This is a genomic window from Flavobacterium sp. KACC 22758 (assembly GCF_028736135.1).
Taxonomy (GTDB): Bacteria; Bacteroidota; Bacteroidia; order Flavobacteriales; family Flavobacteriaceae; genus Flavobacterium; species Flavobacterium johnsoniae.
In genome coordinates this window covers 5465885-5489768 of record NZ_CP117878.1, presented here as the reverse complement: position 1 = coordinate 5489768, position 23884 = coordinate 5465885, and the positions used below count along the sequence as shown (strand labels likewise).

The 23884-nt window shown below is 34.6% G+C and carries 25 protein-coding genes; 6 read left to right on the top strand and 19 right to left on the bottom strand.

Annotated features, from left to right (window positions below):
- The first annotated feature begins 228 nt into the window (after window positions 1-228).
- Window positions 229-3000, top strand: coding sequence for a M4 family metallopeptidase (locus PQ462_RS23425; protein WP_274251808.1), 2772 nt, complete (start codon window positions 229-231; stop codon window positions 2998-3000).
- Window positions 3001-3161: 161 nt separating this feature from the next.
- Here the strand turns inward: PQ462_RS23425 and PQ462_RS23420 are convergent, their stop codons facing one another.
- Both PQ462_RS23420 and PQ462_RS23415 read right to left on the bottom strand, forming a co-directional pair.
- A complete protein-coding gene (locus tag PQ462_RS23420; protein ID WP_274251807.1) occupies window positions 3162-3692 on the bottom strand; it encodes a DUF6646 family protein in 531 nt (176 codons plus the stop codon).
- Window positions 3693-3741: 49 nt separating this feature from the next.
- On the bottom strand, window positions 3742-4476 hold the full coding sequence (locus PQ462_RS23415) for a metallophosphoesterase family protein (protein ID WP_274251806.1): 735 nt from the start codon (window positions 4474-4476) through the stop codon (window positions 3742-3744).
- Window positions 4477-4616: 140 nt separating this feature from the next.
- Here PQ462_RS23415 and dinB point away from each other — a divergent pair, with 140 nt between their 5' ends.
- Window positions 4617-5699, top strand: coding sequence for a DNA polymerase IV (gene dinB, locus PQ462_RS23410; RefSeq protein ID WP_274251805.1), 1083 nt, complete (start codon window positions 4617-4619; stop codon window positions 5697-5699).
- Between the two features lie 83 nt (window positions 5700-5782).
- Window positions 5783-6283 carry a PAS domain-containing protein gene (locus PQ462_RS23405; protein WP_274251804.1) on the top strand — a complete coding sequence of 167 codons (501 nt, stop codon included), beginning with the start codon at window positions 5783-5785 and terminating at the stop codon, window positions 6281-6283.
- A 148-nt stretch (window positions 6284-6431) separates the two neighbouring features.
- On the opposite strand, the gene PQ462_RS23400 is transcribed toward PQ462_RS23405, so the two are convergent.
- From PQ462_RS23400 to PQ462_RS23370, 7 genes are all read right to left on the bottom strand, one after another.
- Complete coding sequence (locus tag PQ462_RS23400; RefSeq protein WP_121359790.1) at window positions 6432-8036, bottom strand: fumarate hydratase; 1605 nt, start codon at window positions 8034-8036, stop codon at window positions 6432-6434.
- Window positions 8037-8108: 72 nt separating this feature from the next.
- Window positions 8109-8852, bottom strand: a complete 744-nt coding sequence (locus PQ462_RS23395; protein WP_274251803.1) for a hypothetical protein — start codon at window positions 8850-8852, stop codon at window positions 8109-8111.
- A gap of 4 nt (window positions 8853-8856) precedes the next feature.
- Window positions 8857-9318: an IS200/IS605 family transposase gene (gene tnpA / locus PQ462_RS23390; RefSeq protein WP_274251802.1), complete on the bottom strand. Its 462-nt coding sequence runs from the start codon at window positions 9316-9318 to the stop codon at window positions 8857-8859.
- A 184-nt stretch (window positions 9319-9502) separates the two neighbouring features.
- Window positions 9503-10942: a nucleoside recognition domain-containing protein gene (locus PQ462_RS23385; protein WP_274251801.1), complete on the bottom strand. Its 1440-nt coding sequence runs from the start codon at window positions 10940-10942 to the stop codon at window positions 9503-9505.
- A 156-nt stretch (window positions 10943-11098) separates the two neighbouring features.
- Complete coding sequence (locus PQ462_RS23380; RefSeq protein WP_274251800.1) at window positions 11099-12172, bottom strand: winged helix DNA-binding domain-containing protein; 1074 nt, start codon at window positions 12170-12172, stop codon at window positions 11099-11101.
- Window positions 12173-12240: 68 nt separating this feature from the next.
- Entirely contained in the window at window positions 12241-12954 is a 714-nt protein-coding gene (locus tag PQ462_RS23375) for a 3'-5' exonuclease (protein ID WP_274251799.1), read from the bottom strand.
- Window positions 12955-12992: 38 nt separating this feature from the next.
- Window positions 12993-13409, bottom strand: a complete 417-nt coding sequence (locus PQ462_RS23370) for a carboxymuconolactone decarboxylase family protein (protein ID WP_274251798.1) — start codon at window positions 13407-13409, stop codon at window positions 12993-12995.
- Between the two features lie 115 nt (window positions 13410-13524).
- On the opposite strand from PQ462_RS23370, the gene PQ462_RS23365 reads away from it, so the two are divergent.
- Entirely contained in the window at window positions 13525-13881 is a 357-nt protein-coding gene (locus tag PQ462_RS23365; protein WP_274251797.1) for a winged helix-turn-helix transcriptional regulator, read from the top strand.
- Between the two features lie 4 nt (window positions 13882-13885).
- Here the strand turns inward: PQ462_RS23365 and PQ462_RS23360 are convergent, their stop codons facing one another.
- The 4 genes from PQ462_RS23360 to PQ462_RS23345 form a co-directional block, all read right to left on the bottom strand.
- Window positions 13886-14362: a methylated-DNA--[protein]-cysteine S-methyltransferase gene (locus PQ462_RS23360; RefSeq protein WP_274251796.1), complete on the bottom strand. Its 477-nt coding sequence runs from the start codon at window positions 14360-14362 to the stop codon at window positions 13886-13888.
- A 149-nt stretch (window positions 14363-14511) separates the two neighbouring features.
- Window positions 14512-15324, bottom strand: coding sequence for an SDR family oxidoreductase (locus PQ462_RS23355; RefSeq protein WP_274251795.1), 813 nt, complete (start codon window positions 15322-15324; stop codon window positions 14512-14514).
- Between the two features lie 147 nt (window positions 15325-15471).
- A complete protein-coding gene (locus PQ462_RS23350; RefSeq protein ID WP_274251794.1) occupies window positions 15472-15921 on the bottom strand; it encodes a GNAT family N-acetyltransferase in 450 nt (149 codons plus the stop codon).
- Window positions 15909-16808, bottom strand: a complete 900-nt coding sequence (locus PQ462_RS23345) for a LysR family transcriptional regulator (RefSeq protein WP_274251793.1) — start codon at window positions 16806-16808, stop codon at window positions 15909-15911. The genes PQ462_RS23350 and PQ462_RS23345 overlap by 13 nt, the downstream gene beginning before the upstream one ends.
- 147 nt (window positions 16809-16955) lie before the next feature.
- Here PQ462_RS23345 and PQ462_RS23340 point away from each other — a divergent pair, with 147 nt between their 5' ends.
- Window positions 16956-17351: a rhodanese-like domain-containing protein gene (locus PQ462_RS23340; RefSeq protein ID WP_274251792.1), complete on the top strand. Its 396-nt coding sequence runs from the start codon at window positions 16956-16958 to the stop codon at window positions 17349-17351.
- A 59-nt stretch (window positions 17352-17410) separates the two neighbouring features.
- Here PQ462_RS23340 and PQ462_RS23335 read toward each other — a convergent pair whose 3' ends face one another.
- Genes PQ462_RS23335 through PQ462_RS23325 form a run of 3 tightly spaced genes read right to left on the bottom strand, consistent with a single transcriptional unit; the run spans window position 17411 to window position 21695 of the window.
- On the bottom strand, window positions 17411-19810 hold the full coding sequence (locus PQ462_RS23335) for a M28 family peptidase (RefSeq protein WP_274251791.1): 2400 nt from the start codon (window positions 19808-19810) through the stop codon (window positions 17411-17413).
- A gap of 11 nt (window positions 19811-19821) precedes the next feature.
- Entirely contained in the window at window positions 19822-20169 is a 348-nt protein-coding gene (locus tag PQ462_RS23330; protein ID WP_012022957.1) for a hypothetical protein, read from the bottom strand.
- On the bottom strand, window positions 20169-21695 hold the full coding sequence (locus tag PQ462_RS23325) for a carbon-nitrogen hydrolase family protein (RefSeq protein ID WP_044048221.1): 1527 nt from the start codon (window positions 21693-21695) through the stop codon (window positions 20169-20171). The genes PQ462_RS23330 and PQ462_RS23325 overlap by 1 nt, the downstream gene beginning before the upstream one ends.
- 175 nt (window positions 21696-21870) lie before the next feature.
- Between PQ462_RS23325 and PQ462_RS23320 the strand changes: the two genes are divergently transcribed.
- Window positions 21871-22197, top strand: a complete 327-nt coding sequence (locus PQ462_RS23320; RefSeq protein WP_012022955.1) for a single-stranded DNA-binding protein — start codon at window positions 21871-21873, stop codon at window positions 22195-22197.
- 84 nt (window positions 22198-22281) lie between these two features.
- Here PQ462_RS23320 and PQ462_RS23315 read toward each other — a convergent pair whose 3' ends face one another.
- The 3 genes from PQ462_RS23315 to PQ462_RS23305 all read right to left on the bottom strand — a co-directional run bounded on the left by PQ462_RS23315 (window position 22282) and on the right by PQ462_RS23305 (window position 23840).
- On the bottom strand, window positions 22282-22974 hold the full coding sequence (locus PQ462_RS23315) for a DUF2461 domain-containing protein (RefSeq protein WP_274251790.1): 693 nt from the start codon (window positions 22972-22974) through the stop codon (window positions 22282-22284).
- An 86-nt stretch (window positions 22975-23060) separates the two neighbouring features.
- Window positions 23061-23240 carry a hypothetical protein gene (locus PQ462_RS23310; RefSeq protein WP_274251788.1) on the bottom strand — a complete coding sequence of 60 codons (180 nt, stop codon included), beginning with the start codon at window positions 23238-23240 and terminating at the stop codon, window positions 23061-23063.
- An 81-nt stretch (window positions 23241-23321) separates the two neighbouring features.
- Window positions 23322-23840, bottom strand: a complete 519-nt coding sequence (locus PQ462_RS23305) for a ferritin (protein ID WP_121359804.1) — start codon at window positions 23838-23840, stop codon at window positions 23322-23324.
- Between the last annotated feature and the right edge of the window lie 44 nt (window positions 23841-23884).

Sequence of the window (23884 nt, the reverse complement as noted above, 5' to 3'; positions counted from 1 at the left end):
TTAAATATTTAAACTATACAAAATTTCGCACTTTTATTTGAGAATTTCTTACGGTTTGTTAAATAAAAGTGAATTTAAAGTAAAAATTGTTGCATTTTATCGATTAACGGCAAATTTCATCGATTATCTAACAAAATTAAAATACTTTTATTTCAAATTTAAGTATTTACTTACTTTAATTCATTTGTTTGTAATTATTTAACCAAACTTAAAAAACCCCCAATTATTATGGAAAAAAAATTACCAAGAATTATTACGGCAGCTTTACTTATTTTATCACTTTCTGCAGCTGCGCAGGTTACTGACAAAAGGATAAGCCAAAAAAATGTATCCGAAAACGGACAGCCTAGTTTAATTACCTTTAGCGATGTATCAACGTATAAAGGAACAGATTCTCAAAAAGTTTTTAAAGAACAGCTTGGACTAAAAGACAATCAGACTTTTAGAAAAGTAAAAACAGAAACTGATAAACAAGGTTACACGCATGAAAAATTTCAGTTGTATGAACAGGGAATTAAAGTAGAATTTGCCAATTATACTTTACATTCTGAAAACGGAAGATTAGTTTCGATGAATGGTGAATACTACAACATCGAAAATGTAAAACTTACTCCGGCTCTTTCTCCTCAGGAAGCTTTTAACAGAGCAGTTAGTCATACACACGCCTCGGAATATCTTTGGGATAAGCCACAAGATGCTAAAGAAATTGGATATGAAAAACCTGTTGGCGAGCTGGTTCTTCTGCCAGATATGGAACAACAGGGAGAAAAAAGAACGACAGACAATGTTCGTCTAGCTTACAAATTCGATATCTATGCAACAAAACCTTTGAGCAGAGGCGATTTGTATATAGATGCTCAAACAGGAAAAGCATTGTTTTATAATGCTGCAATTAAGCACTTAAACGATAATGTTCATGCAAGAAAAGTTTCTTCTTCAAAAAATGTAAGTAAAGAAACAGCTTCTGCAAAAAAAGCAATAGTAGCAGCAAATGCGGCCACTCGTTACAGTGGAACGCAAACAATAGAAACTACTTTGAGCGGTTCATCTTATATTTTATTAGACGGAACGCGTGGCAGCGGAATTCAAACTTATAATTCTGCAAGAACTGCAACTTATCCAACAACAAACTTTACCGATGCTGATAATAACTGGACAGCAGCAGAATATAATAATACCAATAAAGACAATGGAGCGCTCGACGCACATTGGGGTGCAGAAATGACCTATGATTATTGGTCTGCAGTACACGGCAGAAATAGTTATGACGATGCCGGGGCAAAAATTAAAAGTTATGTGCATTATAATTTAATTGCTGCAGGATATTCAAGTAACAACAATGCCTTCTGGAACGGAAGTGTTATGACATACGGCGACGGAAGCGGTACAGGCGGATTTGATATCTTGACTTCATTAGATGTTGCCGGACATGAAATTGGCCACGCAGTCTGTACATATACTGCAAACTTGGCATATCAAAAAGAATCTGGAGCAATGAACGAAGCTTTCTCTGATATATGGGCAGCTTGTATTGAATATCGCGCCGCGCCGACAAAGTCGACTTGGTTAGTAGGTGAAGATATTGAAAGAAGAAGCGGGCATGTAGCTCTTCGTTCAATGAGCAACCCAAAATCAGAAGGTCAGCCGGATACTTATGGAGGAACAAATTGGATTAGTGTAAGCTGTACGCCGACAAGCAGTAATGATTATTGCGGTGTGCATACCAACTCTGGAGTTTTTAATCACTGGTTTTATATTTTATCTGTTGGAAAAACAGGAACTAATGATATTGGAAGTTCATACAACGTAACAGGTATTGGAATTGATAAAGCAGCTAAAATTGCATTTCGTTTAGAAGATGTTTATTTAACTTCAAACTCAACTTTTGCAAATGCAAGAACATCAGGAATTCAATCTGCTATTGATTTGTATGGAGCAGGTTCTGCAGAAGTTATTGCAACTACAAATGCATTTTATGCGATAGGAGTAGGTGCAGCCTATTCTGGAACTACAGATACAGTAGCTCCATCTGCGCCAACAGGTTTGGCAGCTTCTGGAACAACCGGAACAACAACAAATTTGACATGGACAGCTTCAACAGATAATGTTGCCGTTACAGGATACGATATTTATCAGGGAACAAATTTAAAAGGTTCATCAACTACAACTTCATACAATGTTACGGGATTAACAGCACTAACAACTTACAGCTTTACTGTAAAAGCTAAAGATGCTGCGGGAAATGTTTCTGCAGCAAGTAATGCGGTTAGCGTTACCACAACAGCAGCGACAGTATCGTATTGTGCTTCTCAGGGAAACAGCACTGCTGATGAAAGAATAAGTAAAGTTGTTTTTGGAACAATCAATAATACGTCAACCGGAACAGCGGGGTATGAAGACTATACTGCTATTTCTACAAATGCAGCAAGAGGAAGTGCTTACACAATCACTATAACTCCGGTTTGGACATCAACAACTTACAATGAAGGTTATGCGGTATTTATCGATTATAACCAAGATGGAGATTTTGCAGATTCTGGAGAAACAGTTTGGACAAAAGCAGCATCAAAAACTACTCCGGTAACAGGAACGATTACAATTCCGGCAACTGCAGTTTTAGGCGCAACAAGAATGAGAGTTTCTATGAAATATAATGCTGTTCCAACATCATGCGAAGGATTCTCTTATGGACAAGTTGAAGATTATACCATAAACATAACAGCTTCTGGAACGATCGAAGCAGAACCAATTGCTGCGGGAATTGTTGAAACTGAAACAAAAGGATTTGCATTGTATCCAAACCCTGTTGAAAGTGAGCTAAATGTTACTGTTTCAGAAGAAAATGCATATTCGTATAAAATTATTAATGCTCTTGGGCAGCAGCTTGGTTCTGGACAAGTTTCAGGCGCAATTGATGTAAGCAGATTAAGCACAGGAATTTATCTTATCGAATTGAATAATGGCAAAGAAAAAATAGTTAAGAAATTTGCTAAAAAATAAAAACAGAGATTAATAAATAGAAACCCTTAAAAGGTTTTTACAGATTACCCAAAAAAGAAAAACCGCTCTAAATTGAGCGGTTTTTAATTTATAAAACTTTGCGAAACGTTTTTAAGTAATTAAATCACAAACAAAACCTCGCCTATGATTATAATATAAACTTAGTTCAGTTTAAAAGAAGCTCCTAAGCTGAAAGTAACTTGATTGTTTAAATGATCGAATACATCTTTCTCCGTGCTGTATTTTGCAATTGGAAAACCAAGCTCTGTGAAAACACCAAATCCATCAGTAAAAAAGTAACGTCCTCCAACATGTCCGCCAAAGTTACGTAACCCTAAACTTAAACCAGGATACACATCTAATTGTTTTACTCCAATAACACTGCTTAAGTTAGCATTAATTCTAGCCTTTGCATCAAAACGATCTTTAAATTCTGGTTTGTAATCGTTGTATGGAGTTGGGTCGTTGTGGTAAAAACCATTAAAATTATCTACTCCAAGTAAGTAATTGGCAACAAATCCAAACGAGAAATTTTCTCCTAAACCAAAATCAACAGAACCTTGAATTCCTGAACCGCCATCTTGAAGATTAGCACCCACGTTTACTCTAATGTCGCCTTTACCTGTAAAAGCCTCTTGTGCCTGAATAAATCCAAATGATACTAAAAACAATAATGTGATAACTTTTTTCATAAACTTAAATATTAATTATTTTGCTGGTGCAAATTTAGTTTTTTACAGATTAATTCCTACCTTTTTCGTTAGAATACAATTCATTTAACGGATCGCTCTGCCAGAACTCTTTGGTATTCACGTCCATAATTGTCAACGGACCTTTGAAAGCCGCACCCGTATCAACATTCCAAACGCAGGCTTTGTTTACAGGAACAGTCTGCCCAATTCTTGTAACAGGAGTATGGCCAATGTAGATTTCTTTATAAACGGTAAAACGCTTAGGATAATATAAATCGTCAGGTTTTAAATTTGGGTCTAATGCTAAAGCTGATTCCCAAAGTGTTCTGTCCCAATAAAATAATTTTGGAAAATATTCCCAGACTACACCATTTAAATTGGTAAATCCGGCGTGAACAAAAAGTCGGTTTTCATCATCAAGATAATAATCTTTCAATGATTCAAAAAAAGCAATGTGTTCTTTTTTTCTTTCAGCAGATATTTTAGAATATCCTTCAACAGTAGCCTTTCCGCCATGTTTGTACCACATTTCTTCATCAAAATCCTCATGTCTGTTTTCCAGCCAGTCTAATGCCAGCTGATCATGATTTCCTCTAATGCAAATGCAGTTTTGTTTGGTTTTAAGGTCGATTAAAAAGTCAATAACTTCTGCCGACTGGCTCCAGCCGTCAACATAATCGCCTAAAAATATAAGAGTATCTTTTGTAGTAACTTCGGCTTTCTTCAATACTTGTTCAAGTGCGAGTAATCCTCCGTGTATGTCGCCTATAACAAATGTTCGCATTTTTAAATATTTCGGATGTAACTACAAAAATAAGTAAAATGATTTGTTTGGATTCATTTAGTTGATAATCTTTAAAAATTGATACTATTTATAACTATTGACAACGCTTTTTTATTGCTTTTCCTTTTTAAATTTGCATAATGTCAAATGTGCCAACATATCGAAAAATTATCCATATTGATATGGATGCTTTTTATGCTTCGGTAGAGCAGATGGATAATCCTGCTTTGCGCGGAAAACCTTTGGCAGTAGGCGGTTCAGAAAATAGAGGAGTAGTTGCAGCGGCAAGTTACGAAGCCAGAAAGTTTGGTGTTCGCAGTGCTATAAGCGGTGTTTTGGCCAAAAAATATTGTCCCGAAATTATTTTTGTCCGCCCAAGATTTGACCGATACAAAGAAATTTCATCCAAAATCCATAAAATCTTTCACGAATATACCGATCTGGTTGAACCGCTTTCGCTGGATGAAGCTTATCTCGATGTAACCCAAAATAAAAAAGGAAATCCAAGCGCCAGTTTATTGGCACAAGACATCAGAAACCGAATTTTTAATGAAGTTGGATTAACCGCTTCGGCAGGAATATCGGTCAATAAATTTGTAGCTAAAATTGCCAGTGATGTCAATAAACCAAACGGACAAAAAACGGTTAATCCAGAAGAAATTATTCCTTTTTTAGAAGAACTGCCTATTAGAAAGTTTTACGGTGTTGGAAAAGTTACGACTGAAAAAATGTACCAGCTCGGAATTTTTACGGGCTTAGATCTTAAAAGCAAATCGTTGGAATTTCTTGAAAAACATTTTGGTAAGTCTGGTACTTTTTATTACAGCGTGGTTCGCGGTATTCATAACAGCGAAGTTAAACCGCACCGAATAACTAAATCTGTTGCCGCAGAACATACTTTTGATGTAAATCTTTCTTCAGAAATTTTCATGCTCGAACAATTAGAGAGAATAGCTGTTTCGCTTGAAAAACGATTAAAGAAGCATAATGTTTCAGGAAAAACAGTGACTCTAAAAATAAAGTACAGCGATTTTACCCAGCAGACAAGAAGTAAAACACTGCCTTATTTTATTTCAGATAAAAGTTTGATTATGGAGATTGTAGAAGAATTACTTTATCAGGAAAAAATGAAAGATTCGGTTCGGTTACTCGGAATTTCACTCAGTAATTTAAATACCGAAGAAAAAAAGGCGGTTGTAGTACAATTGAAATTTGCTTTTTAATTCGTATAAATAAGGTTTAACGTAATCTAATTGCAATTTTAGTGCTATCTTTGAGGGAAAAGTATTTCGAAAATTCATTTAAAATGAAAAAGAATAGCTCTGAAGATATAACAAACCGCACTTTGGTGCCAATCTTGGCCTTAGATCTTCATTATGAGTATTTAAATGAATTAAAAGCTGTTTTTGCCGATTTGAAAAAGGTAAATAAAATCGCTTCTCAATTTACCTGGAACGAAAAAGATCTCAAAATAGAAGAAAGAATCAAAGAAGAAGTAGTGCTTATTACTGATTTAGATTTGAAAATTGTTTTTGCCTCAAACCGAATTAAAAGAATGACAGGGTATCAGGAAGAAGAAGTTTTAGGAAAAACACCTAAAATGTTTCAGGGGCCTGCAACTTCTAAATCTGTTTTAAAAGAAATTAAAGAAGCCATCCGACTAGAAGTTCCGTTTAAAAAAACAATAGAAAACTATAAAAAGGACGGAAGGACTTATAAATGCAGTGTCGATGCAGCGCCGATTTATAATTTAAAAGGCAAAATTTCCCATTTCATAGCATTTGAAAAAGAAGATAAAACCACTTAGAGGTTTTAACCGCAAAGTACGCAGCTTTTTAATCCGAAGCCACAAAGAAAAATGATCTATTAAGAATAAAAAAAACCGCCCAAACAGGCGGTTTTGTATTTAAAACTTAGCAGCTTAGAACCTCAGTACCTTAGCCACTAAAAAAAAATTATAAATTTTCAAAGAAATCATTCCCTTTATCATCCGTGATAATGAAGGCAGGGAAATCTTTAACAGTGATTTTACGAACTGCTTCCATTCCTAATTCTTCAAAATCAACCACTTCAACCTTTAAGATATTATCTTGTGCCAAAATAGCAGCAGGACCTCCAATAGAACCTAGATAGAATCCGCCGTATTTGTTGCAGGCATCAGTAACTTGTTTAGTACGATTTCCTTTAGCAAGCATAACCATGCTGCCGCCATTTTTTTGGAATTCATCTACATAAACGTCCATACGCCCGGCTGTTGTAGGGCCGAAACTTCCTGAAGCCATTCCTTCCGGAGTTTTTGCTGGACCAGCATAATATACCGGATGGTTTTTAAAATATTCCGGCATTGGTTTTCCGGCGTCTAATAATTCTTTAATTTTTGCGTGAGCAATATCTCTAGCTACAATAACAGTTCCGTTTAGTTTTAAACGGGTTTTGATAGGATATTGAGATAGTTTAGCCAAAATATCCGCCATTGGCTGATCTAAGTCAACTTCAACCGGAGCTTCTAAATGCGGCGCCGTTTCTGGTAAAAACTGTTTTGGATTTACTTCTAACTGCTCAACGAAGATTCCGTCTTTTGTAATTTTTCCTTTAATGTTTCTATCTGCAGAGCAAGAAACCCCTAATCCAACTGGACAAGAAGCAGCGTGACGAGGTAAACGAATGACACGAACGTCATGTGTGAAATATTTTCCTCCAAACTGAGCTCCAATTTCACTTTCCTGACAGATTTTCTGAACGCGTTCTTCCCATTCTAAATCACGAAATGCCTGACCAGCCATGTTTCCTGAAGTTGGCAGATTGTCATAATATCCGGCAGAAGCTTTTTTAACAGCACTTAGGTTCGCTTCCGCAGAAGTTCCTCCAATTACTAAAGCCAAATGATAAGGCGGACAAGCCGAAGTTCCTAAGTCTTTGATTTTGGCGCGGATAAATGCATCCATAGATTTATCGTTCAATAACGATTTTGTCTGTTGGTATAAGTATGTTTTATTTGCAGATCCGCCTCCTTTTGCCATAAAAAGGAATTCGTAAGAAGTTCCCTTTTTAGCATAAATATCAATTTGTGCCGGAAGATTCGATCCTGAGTTTTTCTCTTCAAACATCGAAATCGGAACAATCTGCGAATAACGCAAATTACGTTTTTGGTATGTATTGAAAATTCCTTTGCTTAACCATTCAGCATCATCAACACCTGTAAAGATGCTTTCGCCTTTTTTAGCCATTACAATTGCTGTTCCGGTATCCTGACAGCTTGGTAATTGACCTTCGGCAGCAACTGAAGCATTTTGAAGTAAATTGTAGGCAACAAAACGATCATTATCTGTAGCTTCAGGATCGTCAAGAATGTTTCTTAGTTTTTGTAAATGCGACGTTCTAAGCATGAACGAAACATCGGTTAAAGCTTCTTCAGCTAATAATTCTAAACCTTTTGGATCAACGGTTAAAACTTCACGTTCTCCAAATTTTTCAACTTTTACAAAATCAGAGGTGATTTTGCGGTACTGCGTATCATCCTTTAAAATTGGATAAGGATCTTGGTATATAAAATCAATCATTTCTTTGTTTTTTTACAAAGTTAGAAATTATTTACCTAAGAAAGAATTTGAATAAGACCTCTTAAAACAGTTTTATTGCTGATTGTGAAACTCGTTAAAAGTCATTTTCTTTTCGAAATAAGGTTTCTCTTTTGCCGAAAGCAGTTTCTTTTTCCATTTGTCTCCTTTTAGTGAAAATGAAATGGAATCAGAGTAAGTTACAATGCCAGAATCCTCAGAATCATCATCTGAAGGTTCAAATGCAACAGTTTTGCAATAAAAGTTTTTAGGGTCTTTTCCAGTCTCATCGCTTGCAAATTCAGTCCAGCTTCCCCAGCCACTGTCAGACATTGAATACCATTGGTGAACAAGCTGAAGATCATTATTTTTTAAGTAATACAGATAGTTGTCATGAGTATAACCGCAAGCCGGATATCCCGAAGTAATTTTTATAAAAGAAGAATTTTTATCTGATGAATCTTTTAAACCAAATGATCCGTACCATTCAGCGCCTTTTTCATATTGTTTGATTTCTACATTTGAAGAAGCAACTTTGGTTTTATTCTGATAAAAATCAAGTCTGAATTTAGAAGTTACAATACTGTCTTTATCTACTTCTTTCTCCATTAAGTTTGCCAGAATACGGCTGACATTTGCATTTTTCTCCTCAGAAAGAATAATAGTGTCAATATGCAGCGGAAGTTTTTCGGTTTCTTTTGCATTGGTTTCGGCTACTTCTGGAATTTCAATAGAATTAAAATCTGCTGTCTCCGTTTTTTTCTGTTCTTTTTGGCATGCAGCAAAAAGAATTGCAATTAAGATATATTGTATTTTCATGATATTACATTAGATCCTCAAAAATATATCTTTCTTCGTATTGTACATTGAATTTGTTCAGAAAATTTAGATATTCTTCGTTGAAATTTTGTTTTTTGTGATGCTCTTTTTGATTTTGAATGTATTTATAAACGGAATCAATTTGAGACTGGCTATATGAAAATACTCCATAACCTTCCTGCCATGAAAATTTTGATTTTGTTAATTGATTGTCATTGATGTATTTGGAAGATTTAGCCTTTACAGTTTTCATTACTTCTGAAATTGTTATTGTTGGTTTAAGTGCTAAAAGACAATGAACATGATCTTCAACTCCATTAATAATCATTGTTTTACATCCTGTTTCATTGATTAGGTTTCCAATGACGCCGCATAAATTTGATTTCCATTTTTCTTCGATTACTGCATTTCTATATTTTACTGCAAAAACAACCTGAATATAAACCGGATGATAAGTGTTTGCCATTTTGAATTTTTTCGCAAATGAAATAAATCTTATGGTTGAATCAATGTTTTTTGTAATATTTAACTTTCTTTTTGTCGGTTTAAATATGCCGTTCCTACGGAACTTTCAACTGGGACGGTATTATAATCAACGGATTAAAATCCGTTGCTGCAAAAAGAATCATTCCTTCGGAATTTCGTGCTTTTTAAAAAAACCAAGTCGCCACAAAAATAGCCGTAATAACACAAATAAGATCAACCAAAAGCATCGTTCCTAAAGCATAACGGGTATTTTTGATATTAACCGATCCAAAATAAACCGCAATTACATAAAACGTACTTTCGGCGCTGCATTGGAAAATACTGCTTAATCTTGCTGTTAAAGAATCGGCTCCAAAAGTATTCATAGAGTCGATAAGGAAGCCGCGTGATCCTGCAGAACTAAACGGACGAAGCATTGCAACCGGTAAAGCATTTGTGATTTCTTTGCTTACACCCATGTTAGAAAATACAAACGCAATTCCATCACTGATAATTTCGAACAAACCGCTGTTTCTGAATAAAGAGATAGCAACCAGCATTCCTAAAACATAAGGAAAAATAGTAACTCCGGTTTTAACACCATTATTAGCGCCAACAACAAAAGTGTCAAAAACAGTTGTGTTGGCTTCGCTGAATTTCTTTTCATTTTTGAAAGAGAAAATCAAAGTAAAAGCAATAATGGCAATTAAGATTAATCCAGAAAGGTTAGAAGTGAAGTAGTTTTTTCCAATTAAGTCTAAATGATTAACATACATCAATAAGCCAATAATGGCAGCGATTAATCCCATTAGACCAATAAGAAGCGAAGCACTTTTAAAATTTATTTTTTGTTTGATACCCACAATTAAAAAGGCAGCAATTGTTCCTATGAAAGAAGTAATAATACAAGGCAGCATAACATCTGCAGGATTACTTGCGTTTGCAGCAGCACGATATCCAATAATTGAAGTCGCAATTAAGGTTAAACCCGATGCGTGCAGACACATAAACATAATCTGGGCGTCGCTGGCTTTGTCTTTATCGGGGTTTATTTCCTGTAAACTCTCCATGGCTTTAAGTCCAAATGGTGTTGCAGCCGAATCCAATCCCAAGAAATTAGCAGCAAAGTTTAAAGTCATGTATGAGATTGACGGGTGATTTTTTGGGATACTTGGAAAAACCTTTACAAACACCGGACTCAATACTTTAGCCAGATTTCCAGATGCACCTGAAACAATTAAAAGTTCCATTAAGCCGCAGAAAAAAGCCAAGTAAGCAATCAAGGGCAAAATTAAATCAACCAAAGTGCTTTTACAAGTCGGCAGTAAACCATCAGATTTCTGAAGTCCGCTGTAAATTTTTACAGTTTTGTTTTTATAAACATAAGTCGTGTCAGCATTAAGCGTGTCACGATTAATAATCATGGTTTGATCCGGAGCTTTTTTTATACTGTCTTTAATAAAAACAGGAAGCTGTTCAATGTATTTTTCAGATACCAGAATTGGATCGTCTTTCTTTCCATTTAAAATAGAATCAATAGTATAAGTGTTGGCCGTAAATAAGCTCACAACAATAAAAACAATCGAAGAAATAAAAATAACTAACCAAAATCTGCTTAATACCATAATTCTATTTTTTTGTAAATGTAATTATTTAGCCAGAATATGCACAAAGATTTTATTTATTGAGACGGGAATTCGATAATTAAGGGCATGTATAATGTTTAAATATGTCGCCCCACCGAAGTGAAACATAATGATTCAGTTTTTTAGAATAGTAGATTATTCAATAATAACTTTAGTTTCCAAATATTTCTCAAAAGACTTAATCCCTCCAAATAAAATTTCTTTTTTTGAACTTTCAGTTTCATTAAAAAACTCCGTTTCAATTTTGGCGTGTTCTTTTTTTATGGTTCGTTTCCATATTCCAATAACTTTTCCATTTTCCAGAATTATTGGTTTAAAGATGCCGTTATTGGTAAAAACCTTAGTTTGATGATCTGATAGAAAAGAAGCTTCTCTAGTTTTATACGAAATCAAAATTTCATCAAAAGCAGGAAGAAAGTGTACGCTTTCGCGGAAAGAATTCTCGTCAGATCCTTGATTCGTAAAGTAATACGTTTGACTGTTGATATCAACGGAGTTTATTTGCAACTCAATTGCGTTAATGGCTTTTTTACAGATAGTTGGCGCAAAACCAGACCACCACGAGAAATCGAGTAAAGTTGCTGGACCGTGGCTTTCAAAATAACGCTTGGCCAATTTTGCTAAAGCTTCTTCTTTTGTAAAGTTCGTTTTTGGTTTTTTGACACGTTCTTCAAGTAAGGCATACGTGATTTGTTTACCTTTCATTTTTCCATTGCAAACCAAACCATCAAGTTCTGCATGCATCATAATCGCTGCACTAAGAAAATCTTCTTTCGAAGTTTTCTTAATGTCAAGTTCCTGCATGATTTCATCTCGGGTTAAATGTGTATTTCCAGATAATAATTTTTCAATCGAATTAATTGTTTTGTCTAATTTCTTGATGTCAAAACCATATTTTTTAACAGCAGAAATTGTCATTTTTTGTACTTGAGGTCCAGAAAGATCAAGCATCCAGTAAATATCATCAGCTGAAACAAAATGCCAGGTTGGCCGTAAAATATGAGTCCGAATAATTTGTGCCGAGTTTATAGCTTCTTCAATTTCTTTTTCAGAAGCATCACATCTGGAACCAATTGCCCACTTTGCCATGGCATAATCCTGAGCCTGCATGGCACCCAAATGACGCACTATTGTCTGCGGAGAACATTTCTCTGTTTTGTAAAGTTTTTGTGAAACAAGCCGGTGATGTGAAATTTCCTCGTATGTCATTATTATAAACTATTTAAAAACTGTAAGTTATGTTAGTTTACCTCAATATAAACTTTGTATCTCAAAAACTATACATGAATTATTTCTTCATCAATCAGCAAATCTTCTCGACGTAAACGAAGAAAAATCTGTGCTACGGCAATTGTATCTTTTTCACAATACGTAATAATTCGGTCAATGTCTTTTTCTACATAATAAACATGTGCAACCTGACTGCCGTCGATATCTCCTTTTGGAGAAGGAACGCCTAGAATTTTGGTGAGTAATTTTAAAGATGTAAAATGTTTGTAATCACCAAACTTCCATAATTCTAAAGTATCAAGGTGTGCTATTTCCCACGGCTTTTTCCCAAATAAATTTAGTTTGTCCGGAATAGCAATTTGATTGATGATCATTCGGCGGGCCAGAAAGGGAATGTCAAATTCTTTCGCATTATGTCCGCATAAAAGATGTTGCGGCTGATTAAAATGATTGTTCAACAGGTTATTAAAGTCTTTCAGGATCTTTTTTTCTTCTCCAAAAAAAGAAGTCACCCTAAAATTCCGAATATCGCCTTTGATTGTAAAATAGCCTACCGAAATACAAATAATCTTTCCAAACTCAGCCCAAATTCCGGCACGGTCATAAAATTCTTCTGGTGTAAAATCGTCTTTTCGCTGATATTGTGTTTTAGTATCCCAAAGTGACTGCATTTCTGCATCAAGTGAATTAAAGTTTTCTTCTTCCGGAACGGTTTCTATATCAAGAAATAGAATATTGTTTAGGTTTATTTTTTCAATCATTTTTATGCGGACATTATTGTGCGTATAAAATTACATAATTAATGATTATCCCCTAATGTAATTCTCAAACGATTCAAAGTATTCATAATTGAAATGCTTGCAGTTAAATCGACTAATTCTTTCTCGGTAAAAACTATTTCTAATCTCTTTCTAATGGCAGTTAAATCTGTTTCCATTTTTGTAATTGCTTCTGCCCATTCCAAAGCCAGTTTTTGTTTTTCATCAAACGCATCAGAAAGTTTCCACCCTGATAATTTATCAAGTAGGTTTTGTTCAATTCCAAATTCTCTTAATTCGTTAGAATGAAAACTGCAGCAATAAGCGCAGCCATTTAATTGTGAAACTCTAAGATCTGTCAATGCCAGAAGCTTAATGTCTATTTCTGATTTTCTAACACTTGTGTGAGCTTTGTATAAATGCCCAATTGTTTCCTGCGAAATTTTAATGTAATCCATAATGTGATTTAATTTTTTTGCAAATTTACATCAGGAAAAACCTTAAATTTTAATACTCACTTTTATGTAGTATACTTACTTTTTTGAAAGTATATCATAATCAAATCTTTGAATCATGCCGGAATTTTTTTACGACAATAAATTGTATTATACTCCAATTGAATTTGCATTAAATCATATTGGAGGAACATGGAAAATGCCAATTCTGTGGAGACTGCACAAAAACGTTTTGAGATACGGGGAGTTAAAAAAGGATATTCCGCATATTACTGATAAAATGCTTGCAAGCCAGTTAAAAGAGTTAGAAGGGAAAGGCTTAATTGAGAGAAAAGTATATCCTGTTGTGCCTTCAAAAGTAGAATACTCCATTACTGAAAAGGGAATGAAAGCTATTCCTGTTATTGAAACAATTATGAATTATGGTTATGAATTAGTGAAGGAAGCGGGTATCGAATTTCCTCCTAAAAAATAAAAACCTAAAATAGACTTTGTTGTTTACTTGGACTTTCGTGTTCCAAAAGCCATTTTTTACGGGATAATCCTCCGGCGTAACCTGTTAAAGAACCATTTGTGCCAATAACACGATGGCAGGGAACTACAATCCAAAGCGGATTTTTTCCATTTGCCGAAGCCACGGCCCGAATTGCTTTTACATCGCCCAGCTTTTTGGTTTGATCCATATAACTTACCGTTTTCCCGTATGGAATTTCTAGTAATGATTTCCAGACTTTTTGCTGGAATTCGGTACCCTGAGGATTTAGTTTTAAGTCAAAATCGGTTCTTTTGCCTTCAAAGTATTCTTCAAGCTGTGAAACGGCATCTTTTAAAACCTTTGGAATTTTTTTTGAAACTTCGTTTGTTCCTACATCAGAAACTGAAATTACAGCAATACCATCTTCATCACCAACTATTTTGGTAATTCCTAAAGGCGAATTGATATATACTGTTTCCATAATTTAACCGTAAAGTTTTTACCGTAAAGACACGATGGTTTCACAAAGTTCGCAAAGTTTTTTTAAACGATATAAGTTAGGTTAGTAATTGTTTTGCCGTGCAAAGTTTGGGAAGTCTTGATTAAATGAACTTACACAACTTATATGGTTTAATAATTCTCGATCTTAAATTGATAGTTTAGAATATTTTCAATTTTTTTGCTTGAAATAGTCTTTTTGATATTTGATTTCTCTGAACTGAATTTTGGCAAAACTAAGTTTTGTTCTTTTGCTTTTAGAGTATAATATTCCTCTCTTGTTGGATGAAAAGGAGCAACGGCATTAAAAACAGTATTCCATTTTTCTTGTTTTATGATTGCTTCAATAACTCCAATGCAGTCATTTTGATGAATTAGATTTACTGGCGCGTCCGGATTTTCAAGATTTTCTTTTCCAGCCAGAAATTTAACAGGATGACGATCTTCGCCAATTAACCCGCCGAAACGCAAAATCGTAGTTTCGAAGTTTGGATTATTTTGAAGAACCTTTTCTGCTAAAAGCAATTGTTTTCCGCTTTCGGTTTCCGGATTAGGAATTGTTTCTTCGGTAATACAATCATTATCATCTCCATAAACAGAAGTTGAACTCACAAAAAGTACTTTTTGAATGCTTGATTTTTCTATAAATGAAATCAGATTTTCGATTTTTCGCACAAAAACCATATTAGAATCTGAAACAACAGCTCGTAACTTTGGCGGAATATCAATAATCAGGATTTCGCTTCCGGCTAGAAAATCAGTAAAGTTTTCAGAAACGCTGTCGCTTTCAACAATAACCAAAAATGGATGTATTCCAGCATCTTTTAATATTGAAAGTTTATTTTCAGATGTTGTCGATCCGTTTACCGTATGTCCTTTTTCGATTAGTTTTTTGGCTAAGGGGAAACCCAGCCAGCCGCAACCCAATATGCTTATTTGTTTCATTTTGTTTTTTGAGGTTGAAAGAAACAAAGATACAAAGGTTCAGAGGTTTTTGCTTCACGCAGATTTAAACACATTTTAAAAATATTTCAATCCTCTAATGTGTGGCTGAATTTTCTGTATTCGCCCCTGGATTGGGAAATTTAATCATCATAAAGTTAATGTAAATCGGACTTTATCTTTTCCTTTTGCGCCCATTCTGTTGTAAAATTTAATAGCTCTTTCGTTAAACTGAGGTGTCTGCCATTGTATGTTAACGCAGTTATTTTCGATCCCAATTTCTTTTAGTTTATCGATTAAAACTTCACCAATTCCAAAACTGCGGGCTTCTTCTTCCAGAAATAAACAATCCATATACAAAAATTCGGCAGTGTTCCAGGTAGAAAAATCGAAAGTATAAGAAACATATCCTACAATAGTGTTTTTTACTGCAACAACTAAACAATGCAGTTTTGGGTTTTCGCTAAATAAGGCTTTTTTCAAACCTTCTTCTTTGCCTTCCGGAGAATAGTCGGCCTTTTCGAAGTCGGCGTGTTTTTGACATAAAATAACCAGTTTGGGTAAATCGGCGATTTCGCACTTTCTAATTAAATATTCCATTGGAGGTTGATTTCGTTTTGTAAAAAATTAATAAAATGCTGAAAATAATCAGGATAAGTTTCGTTAGCTCTGGTAGCGATAAAATGTTTTCGTTTTAAGCCATTTTTGCCCACTTTTACCGCTTTAATTGAATTATTCTTGATATGTGGCTGCAATGCCCATTTTGCCATCGACATAATGCCCATATCAGCTTTTACCATTTCAAGAGAAGCTTCTGTTAATGGAAGCGGTGTTATCTTTTTCGGACTTACTTTGGCTGGAGCCAAAAAATACTGATGAATTGTAACCGTTTCCATAGGAAGGGAATGAATAATTAAATGTTCAGTTACAAAATCTTCGGCAACGACATACTTTTTGTCGGCCCACGGATGGTTTTCTGAAATCACCACTACTACTTCATCCTGAAATAATTCGGTGTATTTTATATGATGGTCTTTTATAGTGTCGCTTACAATGGCGATGTCAATCGTGTTTTCTAAAAGTTTTTGAAGCGGAATATGAGTGGCTTCGGTAACAATTTTCAATTCAACATTTGGATATAAAAGGTGAAACTGCTTTAAAACCGATGGAAGCCAGTGATAACTGGAAAAACATTCTGTACTGATTCTAATTTCGCCATGTTCTCCAAAAACCATCTGTTTGATCTGACTTTCGGTTTCGGTGAGTTTGTTTAGGATTTCATTTGCCAGTTCATAGATTTTTTCTCCGGCTTTGGTAAGAACCAGTTTTTTATTGGTTCTTAAAAAAATGGGCGTACCCAATTGATATTCTGCTTCTTTGAGCTGATGACTCAAAGCCGATTGTGTCAAGTGAAGTTTGTCAATAGCTTTTGTTATGCTTCCTTCTTCAACAATTGCTTTTATCAATTTTAAATGACGTATTTCCATTTTTAAAGTATTGGTACAACAAAGTAACAAAAATTTAAACTGGCTTTTGCATGAAAAAAACTAATGTCGTTTATGAATTCTTTTCGTTTTTATGACATCTAATGATCTTCTACTTTTGAAAAAACAAATCGCTAAAACACAATTAAAATGGAAACACAAATTAAACATTACGAGAATAAGTTAGCTTTTGAAATGGATCCTTCAGATTTATTTGACGCTTTAAATAATGGTGAAAAAGTAATAGCACTTGATGCCAGAAAAGCTTTTGGATTTGAAGCAGAACATATCCCAAATGCGATTAACATTCCGCATCGAGAAATGTCGGCAGAAACAACAAAATATTTAGATAAAGATGTTTTGTATGTTACTTATTGCGATGGAATTGGCTGTAATGCTTCAACAAAAGGTGCTTTGAATATGACTAAATTAGGATTTAAAGTAAAAGAGCTGATGGGTGGAATCGAGTGGTGGAAGTTCGACGGATATGCAACAGAAGGTTCTAAAGGAATTAAAACAGGTTTAAAAATTGAATGTGCCTGTTAAAAATAAAAAGCAGACTTTATAATCAAAGTCTGCTTTTTTATTATTTTGAAAATACTTTATTACGGCTGCGTAACAGGCTGTATTAAACTGTCTTTTGCAATTACGGCGCTGTCTTTAACTGGTGCCGGCTGTATAGGCGGATTAACCGGAGCGGTATATCGTTTAATTTTCTGCTGAATCATTACGGCATCATTCAATACAAATGGAGTCGGCATCATCCAGTCGCTTCTTGGATTTACTTTAAGCAGAGGATTTGTCATTAAATCAAAAGAACTTTCAATTAAATCCATATCAAAAATAGACGATTTGTTAATATAGAAATCCATAACAAGCGGTTCGTTGCCTACAACATAATAGCATAACAGGCGCATTCCTTCTCTTTCTAAACGATTTGTCTTTTCGCCCGAAGTAGATACACCATTTGCTTTGAAATTATAAAATGTCATTTTTGGATTAGCGTAAATATCGTAACGGTTCACTTTTCTATTTGGCGTAATCTTGATTTTTAAATAGCGATTATTGCCCACAACGCTGTCTTTCAGGAAAGCAATAGTTGGTTTTGGAACATCAACAATTGGTGCAATGGAGCTGTATGTAAATCCTGTATTGTATTTACTTGCAATTGGCAGACTGTTGAGCCCAACAACTTTTTGATTTTTCTGTCCTAAATACGTTTTAGTCCATTCATCAAGGTTTACATCATAAGTTGCCCAAACTGCCGAGTTGGTGTTTGCATTATAGATATATAACAAACTGTTAGATTTTGCTTTTCCTGGTTCATAGCTGGAATGAACACCTGCGTAAATAAAAAATCCGATGGAAACAGCAAAGAAAACCATAATCCATACGCCTTTTTTAGCGAAAGTATTAAATATTGGAAGTAATAATCCGAAAAGAAGAACGGTTAGAATTGCACTTCCAAAAAGTATTTTTAAACCTAAACCAATTGGAAACATTACTATAAACGGAGCAATAATAGCCAAAGCCGGAATACTGAAAAGTAAATTCATGCCTAAACTGTAATGCTGCGTAAAAACGAAGATTCCAAATAAAAGAATTCCAAAATACACCGGAATAATTAAGAATCCTGCTCCGGTTAAGCTGTTTGCTAAAAAGGCATTAATAATAATCCAAAGCAGCAAAGGCGCTACGAAATGGGTCATTGTTATTTTTGCATCAGAAAAGTGGTGGTAAAAAGCAAAGCAGATTGCAATACTTAAAGTTACAAACGCTCCAATGTAAGCATGTCCGTTGTATGTAAATCCGTTTAACAGATCAGAATACTGCGGGTAAATCTCTAAAATGATTTTCCATCCTAAAAAGGTTACCAAACCGGCAATAATTACCGATCCTAAAAGCGGTACAAAACCTTTGAATATTTCTCTTAATGAAATCATTCTTTTGGCTTTTCCAATAAACATAAAAAGCATTAAAAGACCGAAAGCGATAAGTGTCATTGGCATTACCCATGAAAAAGGATAACTTATGAAAGAAAAAGGAGCATTGAAATAAACGTAATCTTCTGAATTTGGTGAAGTAATTTGGTTTAAGTCAGTATTTGCGAAGTATTTTAATAAAGGCATCAAATAAGAACCCTGATGCGCCAATGTCATTTTGTTTAAATGCTGAACATCGTCCTGCTGTGTGTGATAATTGTAATGTCCGTCGATAAAAGCAAAGTTAAACCCCTGAATATTTCCCTGCTCTCTAAAAACAGTCAAATCAGTATCATTTGGAAGCATTTTATAGATGCTGTACATCAATGAATTTGAAACCGGATAAGAAGGTTTTGCTTTGGTAAATTCTTTTACAAGTGCCTGATTTCCCTGATTGGTTTCCATCAGCATATAACTTGGTCCTGAAGTCCCTCTTGCTTCAAAGTTTAAAACCAAACCAACATCTTTTGCCCACGGATGTTTGTTTACAAAAAGTGCCGCGCCGTTTAAACCCAATTCTTCAGCATCTGAAAAAAGAATGATGATATCGTTTTTCTGAGGTTCTTTGGCATATAAAAAAGCCCTGATTCCTTCTAATATTGTGGCAACCCCAGAGGCATCATCACTTGCACCTTTTGAAAAAGAATGCGGTGCACTATCGTAATGAGAAAGTAATAATAGTGCTTTTGTATTGTTTGTTCCCTTTATTCGGGCAAGGATATTTTTAGATTTTACCAAAAGCCCTTTGTCATTAAGAGTAAAACCTTCCTGAACACTTGTTTCTAATCCAATTCTGTTAAGCTCAAGTTTAAGATAATTAGCAACCAATTCATGATTAGTTGAACCTACATAATGAGGTTTTTGAGCTATAATTTCAACCTGATTTAAAGCTCTTTCGGTAGAAAAATCAGCGAGAGCTTCATCATTTTTTGAAATGTATTGAGGCATCATTGTGGCATATATAGCAGCTAACAATGCCAGAATGCAGATTATTGCGAGAATCGAGGTGGGGTTTTTTCTCATAGTAAATACATCTAAATTTCTTTTTTAACAAGCATATAATAATCATTGTCCAAAGATCTATATCCCTGGTCGTACAGGAAATAGTAGGTATTGCCTGTTTTGGTCTGCAAGATATTAGTAAAGAAATCAAAATCAAAGCCTTTGTTAATCATTTTGTCCCTCGTTGCTTTTGATTTTCCATCAACATTCAGCTCCGATAAAATGCGATAATTTTTTCGTAGCTTATTATTTACATTCCGCATATAATTGTTGCTGTCTTTGTTTATTTTGTTATTATAAGCATTACGGCAGCTGTCTGAACAAAACTTTTTATCTTCCCTGCCTACAAGTTTTTCAGAGCATTCAAGACACGTTCTCATTATTTTGTTTTGTTAATTTGATACAAATCTGTTCTTCTGTCTTTTAGAATTCGCACACTTCCATGTTCATGAAGATTTTTCAATAAATTTAGATCAACATCAACAATCAAAGTCATTTCTGTATTTGGAGTAGCTTCTGCTTTAATTCCATTACTTGGAAAAGCAAAATCAGAAGGCGTAAAAACCGAAGCCTGAGCATATTGAATATCCATATTGTTTACTTTCGGAAGATTTCCAACACAGCCGGCAATGGCTACATAACATTCGTTTTCGATCGCACGCGCCTGAGAGCAGTGTTTAACACGAGTGTAAGCATTTTGAGTATCGGTTAGGAACGGAACAAATAAGATATTCATTCCTTCATCGGCCAATAATCTTGAAAGTTCCGGGAATTCGACATCATAACAAATTAAAATTCCAATTTTACCACAGTCCGTATCATAAGTTTTAAACTCAGATCCACCTTTCATTCCCCAATGATGCACTTCATTTGGTGTGATATGAATTTTATAATACATTTCAGAAGTTCCGTCTCTTTTGCATAAAAAACCAACATTATACAAAATACCATTTTCGAGATGCGGCATACTTCCTGTTATAATATTGATATTGTATGAAATGGCAAATTCCTGAAAGCGTTTTCTAATGGGGTCAGAGTGTCTTGCCAATTCCCGAATCGCTTCGGCTTCAGATAAGTGATTAAAATCGGCCATTAAAGGAGCCGTGAAAAGTTCTGGAAAAAGAGCAAAGTCACTTCCATAGCCGGAAACGACATCAATAAAAAATTCGGCCTGTTCAAAAAGAGCTTCAACATTATTAAGCTGACGCATCTGCCATTGAATTAATCCTAAACGAATAATGCTTTTTTCAGAATTAATCAACTTTGGACTTTCGTCATAATAGACATTGTTCCATTCCAGAAGAACTGCAAATTCTTTAGATTCTTCGTCGCCTTCCAGATAATTTTTAATGATGCGTAATACATGAAAATCATTGCTCAATTGAAATGAAAGAACCGGATCATGAAGTTCCTTGTCTTTTACTTTTTCAATATAATTTCTTGGTGAAAGCTTTTTCGAATATTGATTGTAATTGGGAATCCTTCCTGCAAAAACAATCGCTTTTAAGTTCAGTTGTTCACAAAGTTCTTTTCGGGCATCATAAAGACGTCGGCCCAAGCGAAGTCCGCGGTAGTTTGGATGAATAAAAACATCAATTCCGTACAAAATTTCACCGTCAGGATTATGGGTCGAAAAAGTATAATCGCCAATGATTTGTCTGTAATTGTGTCTTTTGTCTACCAGTTTTTCATCAACAATAAGCGATAATGCCGAACCTACGACTACGCCGTCGACTAATATTACCAATTGTCCTTCGGGAAATATTGAGAGTAGTTTTTTGATGTCATTAGATCTCCAATAGGAGTTTGCCATTTCTGGATACGATTCAACCATTGAATTTTTCAATTGTTTATAATCTTCAAACGCAAGGTTTCGTAACTCAACTTTTTTAATTTCTGTCTGCATATATGTACGATTTATCTCAAATATAGCAAAAATAAATTCCATTTACAAACGCTTACAAATATTTACAACCGAAAGTAAATAGTTTGCAACCGAATATTTTAGCCGAGACAGCGCAATTTTGCATCGTTGAATTTGATCAACGAATTTTTATATGAACATTTAAATAGTATACGCCATGAATGCAATGAAAAACAGAGTACAATTAATTGGTAACGCAGGAAACGACCCAGAAGTTAAAACATTAGAAAGCGGTAAAAAGCTGGCACATTTGACAATTGCAACTAACGAAATTTACAGAAACGAGAAAGGCGATAAAGTAGAGCAGACGGAATGGCACCGAGTTACTGCGTGGGGCAAAACGGCAGAAATAATCGAAAAGTTTGTTGTAAAAGGAAAAGAGGTTGCAATCGACGGAAAGTTAACCCACAGAAGTTACGATGACAAAAACGGAGAAAAAAAGTATATAACCGAAGTTGTTGTAAACGAGATTTTATTGCTGTAAATACTCTTTGATTAAACGCCGCGTAAAGAAACAAACCCGACAGGTTTTTAAACCTGTCGGGTTTAACTTTTGCGTTGAAATATTTTATAATACTGAAGCGCCGTTTATATCAGTTGAAAGCACTTCGCTCATATAATCAAAAAATGGTCTCATGTTTTGGAATGCTTCTAAAGCTTTTTCAAGAAATTGCGGACTCAAAACTTCCTCATCCGTAAAACGTTTTATGATTAAAAACTGTTTGTAACGAAGTAAGTCGATAGCTTCATGATCTGCATCAAAACCTTTTGGCGTTGTTTTGAGCTGTTCGCCTTGCATGGTTCCGAAATTATTTTTGAATGTTTTCGAATTCAAAATCTCTCTAAATGATTCATGATCGTGGGCAAATTCACTTCTTATGCGTTTTAAGTCGGCAGCATTTGGTCCCCAAAAACCGCCAATCAAAGAAGTGTTTCCTTTTTCGATATGAAAATAATAACCGCCGCGTCTTGCACTTGTAGCACGTTTATAACTGCCGCCCCAATAGGTTTTAAAAGGGGTTTTATCTTTAGAAAAACGAATATCGCGATAAATTCTATACACACTTTTTTTGCCTGATTGTGTTTCGAAAACATCGGTTTTAGAAAGTTCATGAAGAAGTGCGCCTGCAAAAGTTTCAATGTAATTGAGTTCTTTTAAATATTCTGCTTTATGTTCTTCAAACCACGGTTTATTGTTGTTTTCTTTAAGCTGTACTAAAAAATCTAAACTCGATTTGGGAATAAGAATTTGGTTTTCCATAATTAAATTGAACCTTTTTGTAATCAGAAGACGAATGTAAGTAAAATTAAAAACCCACCAGATTTCTTGGTGGGTTTTCTATATCGTTAAGCTGTTTTTTTAAATAAATCAAACATAGGACAACGTGAGCAGCGTTTTTTTTCGCTCTTTTTATATTTCTCACAGCAAGAAGATTTACAGTTTTCAATCTTCTTAATTTTATCAAGGATATCTTTATTCTTCTTTTTATCCTTTTTTTTGTCCTTGTCTTTGTCTTTCTTGCTCAAAATTCCTCTGTATTATAAAAACAGAGACAAATATAAACGAAAAAAGTTATTTTTAAGCGTTCTAAATAAACTTTAACTTTTTTATTTTGGATTTATAGCAATAGAGCTTGTAACTGTTAATTGCTGAATATCACGGTCAAACAAATAAAGTCCGCCTTTATCGTCTCCAATTAAGTTGATTTTATCCAAAATAGATTTAGCTGTAGCTTCTTCTTCAATTTGTTCAGAAACGTACCATTGTAAGAAATTATGTGTAGCATAGTCTTTTTCTTCAAAAGTAATATGCACTAATTCGTTGATAGATTGCGAAACAAAAAGTTCGTGATTGTAAAGCTCTTCAAACATCTCTTTGAAAGTAGTATAAGTTGTTTTTGGCGCTTTAAGATCTGTAACCTGTGCATGCCCTCCGCGTTCGTTTACATACTTAACCAATTTAAGCATGTGTGCACGCTCTTCATCTGACTGAGTGTACATAAATTGAGCAATTCCTTCTAATCCTTGTACTTCAGCCCAACAAGCCATAGAAAGATAAGTTTGAGAAGATTCTGCTTCTATGCGGATTTGCTTATTTAAAGCCGATTCAATATTTTTTGATAGCATAATGATGTCTTTTTTGTAAAATTAGAAAAAATAATCCAAACCAT